Annotated in this window: 17 protein-coding genes; 13 read left to right on the top strand and 4 right to left on the bottom strand. The window is 47.1% G+C overall.

The window, feature by feature from the left end:
* Positions 1-11: 11 nt before the first annotated feature.
* Entirely contained in the window at positions 12-740 is a 729-nt protein-coding gene (nagB, locus tag MKX38_RS17845; protein ID WP_339187916.1) for a glucosamine-6-phosphate deaminase, read from the bottom strand.
* The gene (gene nagA / locus MKX38_RS17840; RefSeq protein ID WP_131228149.1) at positions 737-1,927 is read right to left on the bottom strand and encodes an N-acetylglucosamine-6-phosphate deacetylase; all 1,191 of its coding nucleotides are present in this window, start codon (positions 1,925-1,927) and stop codon (positions 737-739) included. The genes nagB and nagA overlap by 4 nt, the downstream gene beginning before the upstream one ends.
* A gap of 181 nt (positions 1,928-2,108) precedes the next feature.
* Here nagA and hprK point away from each other — a divergent pair, with 181 nt between their 5' ends.
* Genes hprK through hprF form a run of 5 tightly spaced genes read left to right on the top strand, consistent with a single transcriptional unit; the run spans position 2,109 to position 5,995 of the window.
* A complete protein-coding gene (hprK, locus tag MKX38_RS17835) occupies positions 2,109-3,041 on the top strand; it encodes an HPr(Ser) kinase/phosphatase (protein WP_003228097.1) in 933 nt (310 codons plus the stop codon).
* Positions 3,042-3,054: 13 nt separating this feature from the next.
* The gene (gene lgt, locus MKX38_RS17830; protein WP_119899816.1) at positions 3,055-3,864 is read left to right on the top strand and encodes a prolipoprotein diacylglyceryl transferase; all 810 of its coding nucleotides are present in this window, start codon (positions 3,055-3,057) and stop codon (positions 3,862-3,864) included.
* Between the two features lie 23 nt (positions 3,865-3,887).
* A complete protein-coding gene (locus MKX38_RS17825) occupies positions 3,888-4,826 on the top strand; it encodes a nucleoside recognition domain-containing protein (protein WP_167408466.1) in 939 nt (312 codons plus the stop codon).
* A complete protein-coding gene (gene ppaX / locus MKX38_RS17820; protein ID WP_015251133.1) occupies positions 4,823-5,473 on the top strand; it encodes a pyrophosphatase PpaX in 651 nt (216 codons plus the stop codon). Before MKX38_RS17825 ends, ppaX begins: the two co-directional genes overlap by 4 nt.
* Before the next feature lie 3 nt (positions 5,474-5,476).
* A complete protein-coding gene (gene hprF / locus MKX38_RS17815; RefSeq protein WP_046381361.1) occupies positions 5,477-5,995 on the top strand; it encodes a heptaprenylglyceryl phosphate O-acetyltransferase in 519 nt (172 codons plus the stop codon).
* A gap of 19 nt (positions 5,996-6,014) precedes the next feature.
* On the opposite strand, the gene pelC is transcribed toward hprF, so the two are convergent.
* Both pelC and MKX38_RS17805 read right to left on the bottom strand, forming a co-directional pair.
* Positions 6,015-6,680 carry a pectate/pectin lyase PelC gene (gene pelC, locus MKX38_RS17810; RefSeq protein WP_015251135.1) on the bottom strand — a complete coding sequence of 222 codons (666 nt, stop codon included), beginning with the start codon at positions 6,678-6,680 and terminating at the stop codon, positions 6,015-6,017.
* 240 nt (positions 6,681-6,920) lie between these two features.
* Complete coding sequence (locus MKX38_RS17805) at positions 6,921-7,673, bottom strand: C39 family peptidase (protein WP_256683011.1); 753 nt, start codon at positions 7,671-7,673, stop codon at positions 6,921-6,923.
* 250 nt (positions 7,674-7,923) lie between these two features.
* On the opposite strand from MKX38_RS17805, the gene MKX38_RS17800 reads away from it, so the two are divergent.
* Genes MKX38_RS17800 through hisIE form a run of 8 tightly spaced genes read left to right on the top strand, consistent with a single transcriptional unit; the run spans position 7,924 to position 14,348 of the window.
* On the top strand, positions 7,924-9,099 hold the full coding sequence (locus MKX38_RS17800) for an ATP phosphoribosyltransferase regulatory subunit (RefSeq protein WP_339189463.1): 1,176 nt from the start codon (positions 7,924-7,926) through the stop codon (positions 9,097-9,099).
* Complete coding sequence (gene hisG / locus MKX38_RS17795) at positions 9,092-9,733, top strand: ATP phosphoribosyltransferase (protein WP_015251138.1); 642 nt, start codon at positions 9,092-9,094, stop codon at positions 9,731-9,733. Before MKX38_RS17800 ends, hisG begins: the two co-directional genes overlap by 8 nt.
* Entirely contained in the window at positions 9,730-11,013 is a 1,284-nt protein-coding gene (hisD, locus tag MKX38_RS17790; RefSeq protein ID WP_003228115.1) for a histidinol dehydrogenase, read from the top strand. The genes hisG and hisD overlap by 4 nt, the downstream gene beginning before the upstream one ends.
* Positions 11,010-11,594 carry an imidazoleglycerol-phosphate dehydratase HisB gene (hisB, locus tag MKX38_RS17785; RefSeq protein ID WP_015714780.1) on the top strand — a complete coding sequence of 195 codons (585 nt, stop codon included), beginning with the start codon at positions 11,010-11,012 and terminating at the stop codon, positions 11,592-11,594. The genes hisD and hisB overlap by 4 nt, the downstream gene beginning before the upstream one ends.
* Positions 11,595-12,233 (top strand): imidazole glycerol phosphate synthase subunit HisH, encoded by a 639-nt coding sequence (gene hisH / locus MKX38_RS17780; protein WP_015251140.1) that lies wholly within the window; start codon positions 11,595-11,597, stop codon positions 12,231-12,233. It abuts the gene before it with no gap.
* Positions 12,230-12,967, top strand: a complete 738-nt coding sequence (gene hisA, locus MKX38_RS17775) for a 1-(5-phosphoribosyl)-5-[(5-phosphoribosylamino)methylideneamino]imidazole-4-carboxamide isomerase (RefSeq protein ID WP_339187907.1) — start codon at positions 12,230-12,232, stop codon at positions 12,965-12,967. The genes hisH and hisA overlap by 4 nt, the downstream gene beginning before the upstream one ends.
* Positions 12,964-13,722, top strand: coding sequence for an imidazole glycerol phosphate synthase subunit HisF (gene hisF / locus MKX38_RS17770; protein ID WP_003244585.1), 759 nt, complete (start codon positions 12,964-12,966; stop codon positions 13,720-13,722). The genes hisA and hisF overlap by 4 nt, the downstream gene beginning before the upstream one ends.
* Positions 13,719-14,348 (top strand): bifunctional phosphoribosyl-AMP cyclohydrolase/phosphoribosyl-ATP diphosphatase HisIE, encoded by a 630-nt coding sequence (gene hisIE, locus MKX38_RS17765; RefSeq protein WP_015251143.1) that lies wholly within the window; start codon positions 13,719-13,721, stop codon positions 14,346-14,348. The genes hisF and hisIE overlap by 4 nt, the downstream gene beginning before the upstream one ends.
* Positions 14,349-14,455: the final 107 nt, after the last annotated feature.

Genomic DNA, 14,455 nt, shown 5'->3' with positions numbered 1-14,455 from the left:
GCATGTTCCTTTCAAGGTCTTAATGACGCGGCTTCACGATCAATCAAAACCGTAACATCGGAATGCAGGTGCAAAGCAGATGCGGGAAAATCTTCGCTGATGTTTCCTTCTAACAGCTTACGAACAGCTTCCGCTTTGCTTTTTCCAGAAATGAGCAGCAGAATGCGCTTGCTTGAGAGTATCGTTTGAATTCCCATTGTCAGTGCTTTTTTCGGCACGCTGTCTATGGAAGGAAAATATCTGGCATTCGCTTGGCGGGTTTGCTCATTTAATGTCACAACATGAGTTCGCGACTTGAAAGAGGTTCCCGGTTCGTTAAAGCCGATGTGTCCGTTTCGGCCGATGCCGAGAAGCTGAATGTCAGTGCCGCCGAGAGAATCGACTAGCTGTTCATACCGTCTGCATTCGGCCTCCAAATCGTCTGCATTTCCATTCGGAATAAAATGCCGGCTAGGCTTGCTGTCGATATGCTGAAAAAAACGGTCGTTCATATAGAAGTGATAGCTGTTCGGGTCATCGCTTGAAAGTCCGGCGTACTCATCCAAATTAACTGTAGTGACGTTTTGAAATGAGAGATTCTCAGTTTGGTGCAGGCGGATCAGCTCGCGATACGTGCCTTCCGGTGTGCCGCCTGTTGCTAAACCGAGAACGGCATCAGGTTTTTCCTTGATTGTATCTGCCGTTATTCTGGCTGCTTTTTGGCTTAGCTCTTCATACGTTTGACATTCCATTACTTTCATATCTGGTCAGCCTCCTTGGATATAAATGCAATGTTTCCGCGGCAAATGGTGAGAATCACCTCACAATCACTGCTGACAATCACCAAATCTGCATCTTTTCCCACAGTTACACTGCCTTTTCGGTCAAAGATGCCCAGCTGTTTGGCCGCGTTTGCAGAAGTTATATTAGCTATATCCGTCCAAGAGCAATTTGTAAACTCACGCATATGCCGTGCGCCTTCGTTCATTTTGAGGATCGAACCGGCAAGGGTTCCGTCTGAAAGAAGAGCTGTTCGTCCTCTTACCGTCACACTTTGGCCGCCGAACTCATAAACGCCGTCTTTCAGGCCTTTTGCCCTCATGGAATCGGTAATTAAAATGAGCTTGCTGCTGCCTTTCGCCAAAAAAGCAAGCTTTGCAGCTAAAGGGTGGGAGTGAATGCCATCGGCGATAAGCTCTGTCACAAACCCATCATGGGCCAGCGCCGTTCCGATCACTCCGGGCTCTCGGTGATGAAACGGGCTCATCGCGTTGTACAGATGGGTCATATGGCTCGCCCCTGCTTTTGCGGCATCCGACAGCAATGCGGAATCGGCATCCGTGTGCCCCATGGACGCGATAATCGATTCGTCTTTCAAATGGCGGATCAGTTCAAAATGCTGATCCTCCTCCGGCGCAAGTGTAACAATTTTGATCAGTCCGCCCGCCTCCTGCTGCCACTTTTTGAAAAGCGCAACATCCGAAGGCCTAATCCACTCCTTTGGCTGCGCTCCGGCTCTTTTAGGCGAAACAAAGGGGCCCTCTAAATGAATGCCGAGCAGTTCTGCACCTAATAAAGAGGACTCTTCAGCCGCTTTCCACTCTCTTGCGTTCACCAAAGATTGAGAAATGTTCCCATGCTCTTGGGTAATCGTTGTGGCTAAAAAGCTCGTCGTGCCTTCTTCGGGAAGTCTGGACGACATGATGTCGAGCGCAGAAAAGCTTGCATCCATCGTATCTGCGCCATAGCCGCCGTGGATATGAATGTCAATCATGCCGGGAAGCAAAACGGAATTCGCAGGTGCTTGAATCTCTTTTGAATATGACTCCTTGGGCCGTTCTGTTGAGACTGTGCTGATTTTTCCGTCATTGATTCCGACATAGCCGTTTTTGATTACTTCATTTTCTGTCACGATCGCAATGTCTTTGATAAGAAGACTCTCTGCCATAGATGATCCGCCTTTCTGGAATTTGAATACCTTTATTTTACTCTTTTTCAGACTAGTGATCTAGACCAGCTGAGGTGTTTTCCCGCCTTTTATAAAATCTGTTTTAGGTTCAAGCCTGAAAGTGATAAAATGAAAGTATTGTGAGCAAGCTCGGGGCAGCCCGGAACAGGAGGAACATATCGTGGCAAAGGTTCGCACAAAAGACGTAATGGAACAGTTCAATTTGGAATTAATCAGCGGAGAAGAAGGAATTAACCGCCCGATTACAATGAGTGACCTATCAAGACCAGGCATTGAAATTGCCGGATATTTTACATATTACCCGAGAGAGCGCGTGCAGCTTCTCGGAAAAACAGAGCTTTCTTTCTTTGAACAGCTTCCTGAAGAGGAGAAAAAACAGCGAATGGATTCTCTGTGCACTGATGTAACACCAGCTATTATTCTTTCTAGAGATATGCCCATCCCGCAGGAGCTGATTGACGCCTCCGAGAAAAATGGGGTGCCTGTCCTCAGATCGCCGCTGAAAACGACAAGACTGTCAAGCCGTTTAACCAACTTCCTTGAGAGCAGGCTGGCGCCTACCACAGCAATTCATGGCGTTCTTGTCGATATATATGGTGTCGGCGTGCTGATCACAGGAAAGAGCGGCGTCGGAAAAAGCGAAACAGCGCTGGAGCTTGTGAAAAGAGGGCATCGCCTTGTCGCCGATGATTGCGTTGAAATTCGGCAGGAGGATCAGGATACTCTTGTCGGAAACGCTCCGGAATTAATTGAGCACCTTCTTGAGATCAGGGGCCTTGGCATTATCAATGTGATGACGCTATTTGGCGCTGGCGCGGTCAGAAGCAATAAACGAATCACGATTGTCATGAATCTTGAACTCTGGGAGCAGGGCAAGCAATACGACCGGCTCGGACTTGAGGAAGAGACCATGAAAATCATTGATACAGAAATTACAAAACTGACGATTCCCGTCCGCCCAGGCCGAAATCTTGCAGTCATTATCGAAGTGGCAGCAATGAACTTCAGATTGAAGCGGATGGGGCTGAATGCCGCTGAACAATTTACCAACAAGCTGGCGGACGTCATTGAAGACGGTGAACAAGAAGAATAGGAGTTGGCGTTAAATGAATGAAGCGATAGAACCACTCAATCCGATAGCATTTCAGCTGGGGCCGTTAGCTGTCCATTGGTACGGAATCATTATCGGTCTCGGTGCTTTGCTCGGGCTGTGGATTGCGATGAGGGAAAGTGAAAAACGGGGGCTGCAGAAAGATACGTTTATTGATCTTGTCCTGTTTGCCATTCCAATTGCGATTATTTGCGCACGAATTTATTACGTTGCCTTTGAATGGGACTATTATGCGGTACATCCGGGAGAAATCATTAAGATTTGGAAGGGCGGCATTGCCATTCATGGCGGATTAATCGGCGCCATTTTAACGGGTTATGTGTTTTCGAGAGTGAAAAACCTTTCGTTCTGGAAGCTTGCGGATATTGCCGCGCCCAGCATTTTGCTCGGCCAGGCGATCGGGCGCTGGGGGAACTTCATGAATCAGGAAGCGCACGGCGAGGCTGTCAGCAGAGCCTTTTTAGAAAACCTGCACCTGCCTGAATTTATTATCAATCAAATGTATATCAATGGGCAATATTATCATCCTACTTTTTTATATGAATCACTATGGAGTTTTGTCGGCGTCATTGTTTTACTGCTGCTTCGCAGAGCGAATTTGCGTAGAGGCGAGATGTTCTTGATCTATATCATTTGGTATTCAATCGGAAGATACTTTATTGAAGGAATGCGGACTGACAGCTTAATGCTTACTGATTCACTTCGCATCGCTCAGGTGATTTCAATCGTATTGATTGTTTTGGCTGTGGCAGCCATCATCTTCAGACGCGTCAAGGGATATTCGAAGGAGCGGTACGCGGAGTAGACGTCAACAAAGGGGGATGAGGGATGAAGAAGATCCTTCTTGCCGGTCTTGCAGCAGGTTTTCAAACAACATGGACGCTGGGTAAAGTGATTTTCCCGGTAACGCTATTGGTCACTTTGATTCAGCATACCCCTGTCATGGATTGGCTTGTACGGCTGATCACACCGGTAATGGGTCTCTTCGGGCTTTCTGGTGAAGCGGCCATTCCGCTTGTACTGGGAAATATGCTGAATCTGTATGCGGGAATTGCCGGGATTTTAACATTGGATTTATCTGTGAAAGAAGTCTTTATTTTAGCTGTTATGCTTTCTTTCTGTCATAACTTGATTATCGAATCGACAGTTGCCGCAAAGGTTGGTATCAGAATTGGCGTCATATTGGCCGTGCGCATCGGTTTGGCCGCTGTGTCAGCCATCGTCATCAACCTCATTTGGCATGGCGGAAAGGAAACGGCGCAGTACGGTTTTATCGCTGCGAAGAGCGCGGCGCCAGACAGCTGGCTGGCAATGCTGACAGAAGCCTTAACGAAAGCCGGACTTGGTGTTTTGCAGCTGGCGGCAATTGTCATACCTCTGATGATCATCATCCAGTTTTTAAGAGATTTAGGCTGGCTGCATCGGTTCTCCAGGTGGCTGTCTCCGTTTACGCAGCTGCTTGGCATGAATAAAAATACGTCTATGACAATGGTGGCGGGACTGACGATTGGTCTGGCCTACGGAGCGGGTGTCATGATCAAAGCTGTCGAGGATGACGGCGTGAGCAAGCGGGATATGACATTGGCATTTATATTTCTCGTTGCCTGCCACGCGGTCGTGGAAGATACACTTGTCTTTATTCCGCTTGGCATACCGGTCTGGCCGCTTCTTTTGATTCGTGTCACCACAGCAGTTCTGCTGACAATGGCTATTGCGCACACGTGGAAAAAGTGGAAACCCTCAGCGGTTGGAAAGGAAGCAATATGAGTGACAAACAAGTAACGACGATTCTGTTTGATTTAGACGGAACGCTTATTAATACGAATGAATTAATTATCGCGTCCTTTTTGCATACACTGGAGCATTATTATCCGAGCAAGTATAAACGAGAAGATGTCCTTGCATTTATCGGGCCGTCTCTTTTTGATACGTTCTCTTCGATGGACCCTGATAAATGCGAGGATATGATCGCTATGTACAGAGCGTACAATCATGACATGCATGATTCACTCGTGACTGAATATGAAACGGTATATGAGACCCTGGATGCATTAAAAAAAGCCGGCTTTACATTAGGAATTGTGACAACAAAATTAAGAGATACTGTCAATATGGGCCTCAAGCTCACGGGAATCGGCGAATTCTTTGAAACAGTTGTCACCCTTGATGATGTGACGAATGCAAAGCCTGATCCCGAGCCTGTGCTGTTAGCGCTGAAACAGTTAGGAAGCAAGTCCGAGGAAGCCATTATGGTCGGAGATAATTACCACGATGTGCTGGCAGGCAAAAACGCCGGTACAAAAACGGCAGGAGTCGCATGGACGATTAAAGGGCCGGAAATGCTGGCGAAGCATGAGCCGGATTTTATGCTTGAGAAAATGAGTGATCTATTACAAATCGTTGGAGTGAAGTAATCTGTGAGAAAAACAGATCGTCATCCGGTCTCGGGGGCCAACTCACTGTGGCATGTCTATCAAACGGTACCTTTTTTAAAGGTCGTCAAAAATTTCATTGTCATTCAAATTGCGAGATATACGCCGTTTATAGGGATGAAAAACTGGCTGTACCGTACATTTCTGCGGATGAAGGTTGGAAAACAGACATCCTTTGCCCTCATGGTGATGCCAGATATCATGTTTCCGGAAAAGATCTTAGTCGGAACAAATACAATCATCGGGTACAATACGACCATTCTGGCCCATGAGTATTTGATTCACGAATACCGGATCGGCACAGTTCTGATCGGAGACGAAGTGATGATTGGTGCCAACACGACCATTCTGCCCGGGGTGAAAATAGGAGATGGCGCAGTTGTGTCCGCCGGAACGCTTGTCCATAAGGATGTGCCTGACGGGGCATTTGTCGGCGGAAATCCGATGAGGATCATCTATACGAAGGAAGAAATGCAAGAAAGATTGAAAAAGTCCGCTGAATAACATCAGCGGACTTTTTTTGTTAAAATTGAGTGTTGTTGTTTTCGTAAATATGCTGAACACCAATCCATTTTTGACCGACATTAGAGTAGCGTGTATTTGTCATTCTGACCGTGCTTGTTTTGCTGTCCGTCCGGAATATCGCTTCCTTCATGTTTGTGATGGTGCACTTATCGATGATCACATCAACGTGGAAGGTTGAACCGCCAAGCTGTCTTATGAACTTTCCGCCATTGTCTGCCGTGAAGTTTTTCACTGTGAATGTACTGGCTTTATTGATTTGGAATATCTTATCTGACGCTTTTTGAGCAGAACCGCCGTCGATCGTCACTTTTCCTTCCTTCTTCACCGTTAACGCATCCTCACCAACATCTTCCCATTTCACATTCTGAATGTTAACGTTTCCATAAGTGTGTACGCCATCAGCGGCAGGGGCGCCAAGCACCACATTTTTCAGGGTTGCACCATCCTCCACACGAAAAACAGGGTCTTGGTTTTCTGACTGGCTTCCGTCGCCTAATTCTTTCCCTGCCACAAACCGCTGTCCTTTCCCGTCATATGTTGTATTTTTTGGTACGATAATTGTTTCGTGCACCACTTTGTCTGCTGCAAAAGCGGTTGATGATTGAAACTGGCTGAACCCCATAACCAAACCGAACATAAATAGGATAGACACGAATTTTTTCAATGATAAATCCTCCCCGGATATCTTTCATTTTTTGCAAGAGAAGCGTCAGCGACTTGCACCGGCTTCTCTCACATAGATCGGGGCAAGGCTGAATCTGCTTTAATCATAAAAACAGACAGCCTGAAAGTAAAGACAATTTTGGATGATAAATGGAAAATGAATCGATCTTACCGATTGAAACAAAAAGCATGAATATTGTCGTATTTGCTCAGGATAGAGCATAGTGCGGCTTTCAGGTGTTTACTTTTGAATAACCACGGCCTGGCTGCCCATTTGTTTCCACGCTTTTTCAAAGCTTGTTCTATCGGTTTTTCTGTTTTTATAGCCATATGGATCATTGAGATACACATATTTATCATCATATCCCGTAACGGCGACGCTGTGTTCGCTGTACGTAATCTCTATCGTTCCGTTTGGTGTTTTCCATGTCTGCATGTTGTCAACTGGCGTAAAGTTGGCTGTCGTAATAACCCAAACTGGATTGCCTTTTTCAAGCTGCTGATAAACAGCAGAAATGCTTTTTCCAGTCAGATCAGACACTTTGTCTCCCGCATAGATTTTCGCCAGCTGATAGATCGGTCGATGGTAGACGCCGAGACCAGGGCCATTCGCCATATCCCCGACAAATCCGTCATTCGGATTACCCTTTAATCCGCTGCTGTATGTCAAAGGCACTGTGGCAATCTGATTTGCCAGAGTGTTTTTTGTCACGTCGTATCCCGCGTAATTCAGCACCATCGCAAGGCTTGTTACTTCACAGCCGTTATAGAGCCGGGGTGCGTCCATTTGATTGTAAAGGATGACATCCAGCGGTTTTGCGCTTCCCTTCAGCTCCTTTTTGCTATTCGCAGCTGAGTCTGTATCGCTATCAGAAACCACTTTTTTAAGGCTGTTCAAAAAAGGAATATCTATATCTTTTGCATCTATTTTAAGTCCGAAAAAAATAACGCCTGAAAGAATCATCAGGACACATAGAGTTCGCAGTGTTTTCATCTTTATCTCCTTGTTCTCTATTTGATTTGTATTATAGCATGCCAAACATAAAGAATTTGAGATATTACGTACCTTTAATACATTATTCATGATTTTTTCATAATGAGGAGAAGGATATTTGAACTAAAAATATCCTTACTGAAGTTAAGCGTTGATTTTCATTCTTTCATCTGCTAACATATTATCATATTAGCGAACTAAAGGATTCGGAATTTTCCTTCATAAGATAACAGCGGAGGTGCTCGGGTTGATGTTTATGTTTGAAAAACCGCACGGGATGAGAGATACACTGCCCGGTTTATACGAAACGAAAAAAAAGGTGAGACGATCGTTAACCGATTTGATTGATAAATGGGGATATCAATTTATGGAAACGCCGACACTGGAGTTTTACGATACCGTTGGCGTCCAGTCAGCAATTGATGAGCAGCAGCTGTTTAAGCTACTTGATCAGGACGGCAAGACATTGGTGCTTCGCCCGGATATGACGGGGCCGATTGCAAGGGTGGCGGCATCGAAGCTTCTGAAACACGGTCATCCGCTCAGAGTCGGCTATGCGGCAAATGTATTCAGGGCTCAGGAGCGTGAAGGCGGACGTCCGGCTGAGTTCGAGCAGGTCGGAGTGGAGTTAATCGGTGACGGCACGACGAGCGCGGATGCGGAGGTCATTGCTTTAGTCGTCGGGGCATTGAAAAACGCTGGGCTGGCATCCTTTAAAATTGCCATTGGCCATGCCGGCATTGCGGATGCTTTGTTTGTTGAGGTGCTCGGAAACGTTGAACGAGCTGATGTGCTGCGGAGGTTCTTATATGAAAAGAACTACGTCGGCTACAGAGAGCATGTCAAGTCTCTCCCGCTTTCCTCCATTGATAAAAGCAGGCTGCTTGAGCTCCTTGAACTGCGGGGCGGTATAGAAGTATGCGGACGTGCCGAGGAAATCGTCGATTCTGCGCAAGGAAAAAGCGTGGTTGATGAGCTGAAGGCGCTGTGGGACATTCTTGAGGATTACGGATGTACGGAAAATGTCCGCCTGGATCTGAATATGGTCAGCCACATGAGCTATTACACAGGGATTTTATTTGAAGTGTTCGCCGAGAATGTCGGTTTTGTCATTGGAAGCGGCGGCCGTTACAACAAGCTGCTGGGCCATTTTGATTCACCTGCACCGGCAACAGGCTTCGGGCTTCGGATCGACCGGCTGATTGAAGCCCTTCATATGAAAGAAGAACCTTGTGATATAGACGCTGTTATTTTCAGCAAAGAGCAGCGGGCGCAAGCCATCGCTTATGCGAATGAAGAACGCATGAAAGGGAACAAAGTGGTTCTTCAAGATTTATCGGGAATAGAAAATATCGACCAGATGACAAAATCTTTTGTAAACGTCACTTATTTTATCGGTGCCAGAAAGGAAGAGCAAAATGGGTAAGTTACTCACAATGGCGATGCCAAAGGGCCGGATATTTGAAGAAGCGGCAGGGCTGCTGAGGCAGGCAGGCTACAGGCTCCCTGAGGAGTTTGAAGATTCGAGAAAACTGATCATCGATGTGCCGGAGGAAAATCTTCGTTTCATATTAGCGAAGCCGATGGACGTAACTACGTATGTGGAGCATGGCGTGGCAGACGTCGGAATTGCGGGCAAGGATGTCATGCTGGAGGAGGAACGCGACGTGTATGAGGTACTGGATTTAAAAATCAGCAAGTGCCACTTAGCTGTCGCCGGACTTCCGAATACAGACTGGAGCGGAGTAGCGCCAAGAATCGCGACAAAGTATCCGAATGTGGCTTCCAGTTATTTCAGAGAGCAGGGAGAACAAGTCGAGATTATTAAGCTCAACGGTTCAATTGAACTGGCTCCGCTCATTGGGCTTGCAGATCGGATAGTGGACATTGTTTCCACAGGACAGACGCTGAAAGAAAATGGGCTTGTTGAAACGGAGCACATTTGTGACATTACCTCTCGCTTTATTGTCAACCCGGTAAGCTATCGCATGAAAGACGATGTGATTGACGAAATGGCATCCCGCCTATCTCTCGTTGTGGAAGGAGAGACGGCAAAATGAAGATCAAAACCATCAGCGGAGCGGAACGGCTTTCTCTCAAGCGTTCCATCGATGCCGGAACGGAAGAGCAAAGAAAGACGGTCCGGTCCATTATAGAAGATGTTAAAGCAAACGGTGATCAGGCGGTTCGCAGCTACACGGCGAAATTTGACGGCATCGAAATAGACAGTCCGCTGGTCACAAAAGAAGAATTTGAGGAGGCATACACCTCACTGGATTCACGTCTTCTTCAGGTGATTAGGCAGGCAATCGAAAATATTAGGGAATATCACGAAAGACAGCTGCAATCCTCCTGGTTTTATCACAGAAAGGACGGCACAATGCTGGGGCAGAAAGTGACGGCGCTGGATTCCGCCGGTGTATATGTGCCGGGGGGAACGGCCGCATACCCTTCATCTGTTTTGATGAATGTGATTCCGGCGCTCGTAGCGGGCGTTGAAAGAATCGTTCTCGTCACGCCTCCGGAAAAAGACGGTCTGCTGTCTCCTGGAGTTTTGGTTGCTGCAGCCGAGCTGGGCATAAAAGATATTTACAAAATGGGCGGCGCTCAGGCGATTGCGGCGTTAGCATACGGAACAGAAACCATTGAACCGGTGGATAAAATCACGGGTCCGGGCAACATTTATGTCGCGCTTGCCAAACGAGAAGTGTTCGGCGATGTCGATATCGATATGATTGCCGGACCTAGTGAAATCGTCGTGCTGGCTGATGAAACAGCGATTCCGAGCGAAATTGCAGCCGATCTGCTGTCACAGGCGGAACACGATAAGCTCAGCTCATGTGTGTTTGTCACAGATTCCATGGCGCTGGCCGAGGCGGTTTCAGCCGAGGTGAGTAAGCAGCTGAAAACCTTGCCGCGAAGAGAAATAGCGGAAGCTTCAGTGAGAGATTACGGTTGTATATATGTGGCGGAAACAATGGTGGAAGCGATTAATACTGTCAATACACTCGCGCCAGAGCATTTAGAAATCATAACACAGTCTCCGGAAGCTTTGCTTGGCAGTATCAAACATGCGGGTGCAATTTTCTTAGGCAGATACAGCCCTGAGCCTGTCGGTGATTATTTTGCCGGACCGAACCATGTGCTTCCGACAAACGGAACAGCCAGATTTTCAAGTCCATTAAACGTAACTGATTTTCAAAAGAAATCGAGCATTATTTCTTACAGTCAATCAGCCTTTGAAGAACATGCCGAAAGCATCGCGGCTTTTGCCAGACTGGAAGGGTTAGAAGCCCATGCCAGATCAATTGAAGCGAGAGAACGGAGGATTTCTAAATGAGAAAAGCGGAACGCGTCAGGAAAACAAACGAAACAGATATTGAACTGGCATTTACAATAGACGGCGGGGGACAAGCGGATATCAAAACAGATGTGCCGTTTATGACACATATGTTGGATTTATTCACGAAACACGGCCAATTCGATCTTTCCATTAACGCAAAAGGCGATGTTGATATAGATGATCACCACACGACTGAAGATATCGGCATCTGCTTAGGGCAGGCGCTGCTCAAAGCGTTGGGCGATAAAAAAGGAATCAAACGCTACGGATCGGCGTTTGTGCCGATGGATGAGGCACTTGCTCAAGTTGTGATTGATTTAAGCAACCGGCCGCACTTAGAAATGCGCGCTGATTTCCCGGCTGCTAAAGTCGGAACTTTCGATACGGAGCTTGTACATGAATTTTTGTGGAAGCTGGCGCTCGAAGCTCGAATGAACCTGCACGTCATCGTTCATTATGGCACAAACACCCACCACATGATTGAAGCCGTTTTTAAAGCACTGGGACGTGCGCTTGATGAAGCGACAACGATCGATCCGCGAGTTAAAGGAATACCGTCAACGAAAGGGATGCTGTAAATGATCGGCGTGATAGATTACGGAATGGGGAATTTATACAGTGTCTCAAAGGCGCTTGAACGTGTCGGCGTGCCGTATTTTGTTTCTGAAAAGCCGGAGGAGCTGAAAGAAGCTGATGCCTTCATTTTGCCGGGAGTTGGTTCATTTGGAGACGCGATGGACAATTTGCGCTACACGAAGCTTGATCAATTGATTCACGATATGGTCTCAGAGGGAAGACTGCTTCTAGGGATCTGCCTCGGCATGCAGCTTTTATTTGAAGAAAGCGAAGAAAACGGCACCGCTTCAGGACTCGGGCTGTTAAAAGGAAAAGCAGTCAGGCTGAAAGCAGAAGATGAAAAAGGAAACAAGCTGAAGGTTCCGCATATGGGCTGGAATCGTCTTTCTTTTCATAATGAATCTCCGCTGCTGACTAAAACAGAACAAGGCTACGCTTACTTCGTTCATTCCTATTACATTGACGGGATGGAGGAGAACGCGCTTCTGGCAAGCGCCGATTATGGTGTACGAGTGCCTGCTGTAGTCGGAAAAAGAAACGTCTTCGGCGCCCAATTTCATCCGGAAAAAAGCAGCACAGTCGGAATGTCTATTTTAACTCAATTTACGAAAATGGCAGCAGAACAGAAGGTGAAAAAATGAGTGCTTTTACATTATATCCGGCAATTGATATGAGAAACGGCAAATGTGTCCGCCTTGTTCAAGGGGATTACAATAAGGAAACGATATATGGCGATTCACCGTACGACATGGCTGAGTTATTTGCGAAAGAGGGTGCCGAATGGATCCATCTCGTTGATCTCGACGGGGCCAAAGAAGGGAAAAGAGTGAATGACCGCCATGTGATTGAGATTGCGCAAAAGCTGAACCTGAAAGTCGAAATCGGTGGCGGGATCCGTTCCGAAAAAGACGTCTATGAATATTTATCAGCAGGAGTCGATCGGGTGATCCTGGGAAGCTCAGCAGTTTCTAACCCTCCGTTTGTCAAAAAAATGCTGAAACAATATGGCGAGAAAATTGCAATCGGACTGGATGCGAGAAACGGTTTTGTTTCAACAGAGGGATGGCTTGAAACATCAACCCTTAAGGCAACTGAACTGGGCAAAGAGCTAGCCAATGAAGGTGCGGAAGTCTTTATTTTTACTGACATCGCGACAGATGGAATGCTGTCAGGCCCCAATGTTAAAAGCACGGTCGAGCTTGCTAAGGAAACGGGGAAATCGGTGATCGCTTCCGGCGGAGTCAGCTCCGTCGCGGATCTCGAAGCTCTCGCCCGCAATGAGGCGGACGGCGTCTCTGGAGTGATCATCGGAAAAGCGCTGTATACCAATCAGTTTACGCTGAGTGAGGCGCTTGAAAGGGTGAAGCGCAAATGATCACAAAACGGATTATCCCATGCCTTGATGTCAAAGAAGGACGCGTTGTCAAAGGAATTCAATTTCTCGAATTGAAGGATGCCGGTGACCCAGTTGAACTCGCCGAAGTGTACGACCGGGAAGGTGCGGATGAACTTGTTTTTCTTGATATCTCCGCCTCGCACGAAGGACGAAAGACGATGGTTGACGTTGTGGAGCAGGTTGCCGCGAAGCTTGCCATTCCGTTTACAGTCGGCGGCGGCATCAATCAGCTCAGCGATATGAAAACGATACTGCGTGCCGGAGCGGACAAAGTGTCGGTGAACACGGCAGCTGTTCTCCGCCCTGAGCTGATTACAGAAGGAGCCGAGTTTTTCGGTTCTCAATGCATCGTACTTGCCATTGATGCCAAGTATGACAAAGAATCTGACACATATAAGGTCTACACGCACGGCGGCAGAAAGAAAACAGATTGGGAGGTCACCGCGTGGGCAAAAGAAGGCGTCAAACGCGGGGCAGGAGAAATATTGCTGACAAGCATGGACTCCGACGGTGAGAAAAAAGGTTTCGACCACACGCTGACAAAGCTTGTTTCCGAAGCTGTCCCCGTCCCTGTTATCGCTTCAGGAGGCGCGGGAAACGCACAGCATATGCTTGAGGCTTTTACAAAAGGAGAAGCCGATGCCGCGCTGGCCGCCTCAATTTTTCATTATAAAGAAACATCGATTAAAGAAGTGAAATCATACTTGAAAGAGTACGGGGTGAATGTGAGATGAAACAGGCAGATGAACTGCGTTTTAACGAGGACGGATTAATTCCTGCTATCGTGCAGGATGCGGCAAGCAAAGAAGTGCTGACACTTGCGTATATGAACAAGGAATCGTACGAAAAAACGCTGGAAACGAAGGAAACATGGTTTTACAGCCGCTCACGCCAAGCGCTATGGCATAAAGGAGAAACCTCAGGGAACACGCAAGCCGTCAAAGGTATCCGGTATGACTGCGATCAAGACGCGCTGCTCGTACTCGTAGAACCGTCAGGCCCGGCATGCCACACTGGCAGCTACAGCTGTTTTACAAAGGAACAAACAGAAGAACAGGCCGCGGACCGATTCGGCATCATGAACGAACTGGAGCGGGTGATCGCGGAACGCCAAGCGGAAATGCCTGAAGGAGCTTACACCACGTACCTCTTCCGTGAAGGCGTCGATAAGATTTTGAAAAAAGTAGGAGAAGAAGCATCCGAAGTCATCATCGCCGCGAAAAACCGGGATCATGAGGAACTCAAATGGGAAGCGGCAGACCTGCTGTATCACCTGCTTGTCCTGCTCAGAGAACAATCCCTGCCGCTGGATGATGTGCTTGACGTATTGAAAAAACGCCATTCTGAGAAAGAAGAGTAAAGAGCCGTATGATACGGCTCTTTTTGTTTTGTGAAAAAAGTAATAGGTATTTAGATTTATATTAGGTGTTATATATGAATAGTTAATAAAAGGAGATCAAAACCGAG

Origin of the sequence: Bacillus sp. FSL M8-0025 (genome assembly GCF_037975475.1) — a bacterium.
Lineage (GTDB): Bacteria > Bacillota > Bacilli > Bacillales > Bacillaceae > Bacillus > Bacillus subtilis.
Note: the sequence above shows the minus strand (reverse complement) of the source record. Positions and strands in the feature narration are given on the sequence as shown.

What these genes read in the sequence shown, in the direction of transcription:
- hisA (WP_339187907.1), top strand. Translation starts at nt 12,230, where the DNA reads ATGAGTGCTTTTACATTATATCCGGCAATTGATATGAGAAACGGCAAA.
- hisF (WP_003244585.1), top strand. Translation starts at nt 12,964, where the DNA reads ATGATCACAAAACGGATTATCCCATGCCTTGATGTCAAAGAAGGACGC.
- ppaX (WP_015251133.1), top strand. Translation starts at nt 4,823, where the DNA reads ATGAGTGACAAACAAGTAACGACGATTCTGTTTGATTTAGACGGAACG.
- hisH (WP_015251140.1), top strand. Translation starts at nt 11,595, where the DNA reads ATGATCGGCGTGATAGATTACGGAATGGGGAATTTATACAGTGTCTCA.
- MKX38_RS17800 (WP_339189463.1), top strand. Translation starts at nt 7,924, where the DNA reads ATGTTTATGTTTGAAAAACCGCACGGGATGAGAGATACACTGCCCGGT.
- MKX38_RS17805 (WP_256683011.1), bottom strand. Translation starts at nt 7,673, where the DNA reads ATGAAAACACTGCGAACTCTATGTGTCCTGATGATTCTTTCAGGCGTT.
- lgt (WP_119899816.1), top strand. Translation starts at nt 3,055, where the DNA reads ATGAATGAAGCGATAGAACCACTCAATCCGATAGCATTTCAGCTGGGG.
- nagA (WP_131228149.1), bottom strand. Translation starts at nt 1,927, where the DNA reads ATGGCAGAGAGTCTTCTTATCAAAGACATTGCGATCGTGACAGAAAAT.
- hisIE (WP_015251143.1), top strand. Translation starts at nt 13,719, where the DNA reads ATGAAACAGGCAGATGAACTGCGTTTTAACGAGGACGGATTAATTCCT.
- hisG (WP_015251138.1), top strand. Translation starts at nt 9,092, where the DNA reads ATGGGTAAGTTACTCACAATGGCGATGCCAAAGGGCCGGATATTTGAA.
- nagB (WP_339187916.1), bottom strand. Translation starts at nt 740, where the DNA reads ATGAAAGTAATGGAATGTCAAACGTATGAAGAGCTAAGCCAAAAAGCA.
- hisD (WP_003228115.1), top strand. Translation starts at nt 9,730, where the DNA reads ATGAAGATCAAAACCATCAGCGGAGCGGAACGGCTTTCTCTCAAGCGT.
- hisB (WP_015714780.1), top strand. Translation starts at nt 11,010, where the DNA reads ATGAGAAAAGCGGAACGCGTCAGGAAAACAAACGAAACAGATATTGAA.
- MKX38_RS17825 (WP_167408466.1), top strand. Translation starts at nt 3,888, where the DNA reads ATGAAGAAGATCCTTCTTGCCGGTCTTGCAGCAGGTTTTCAAACAACA.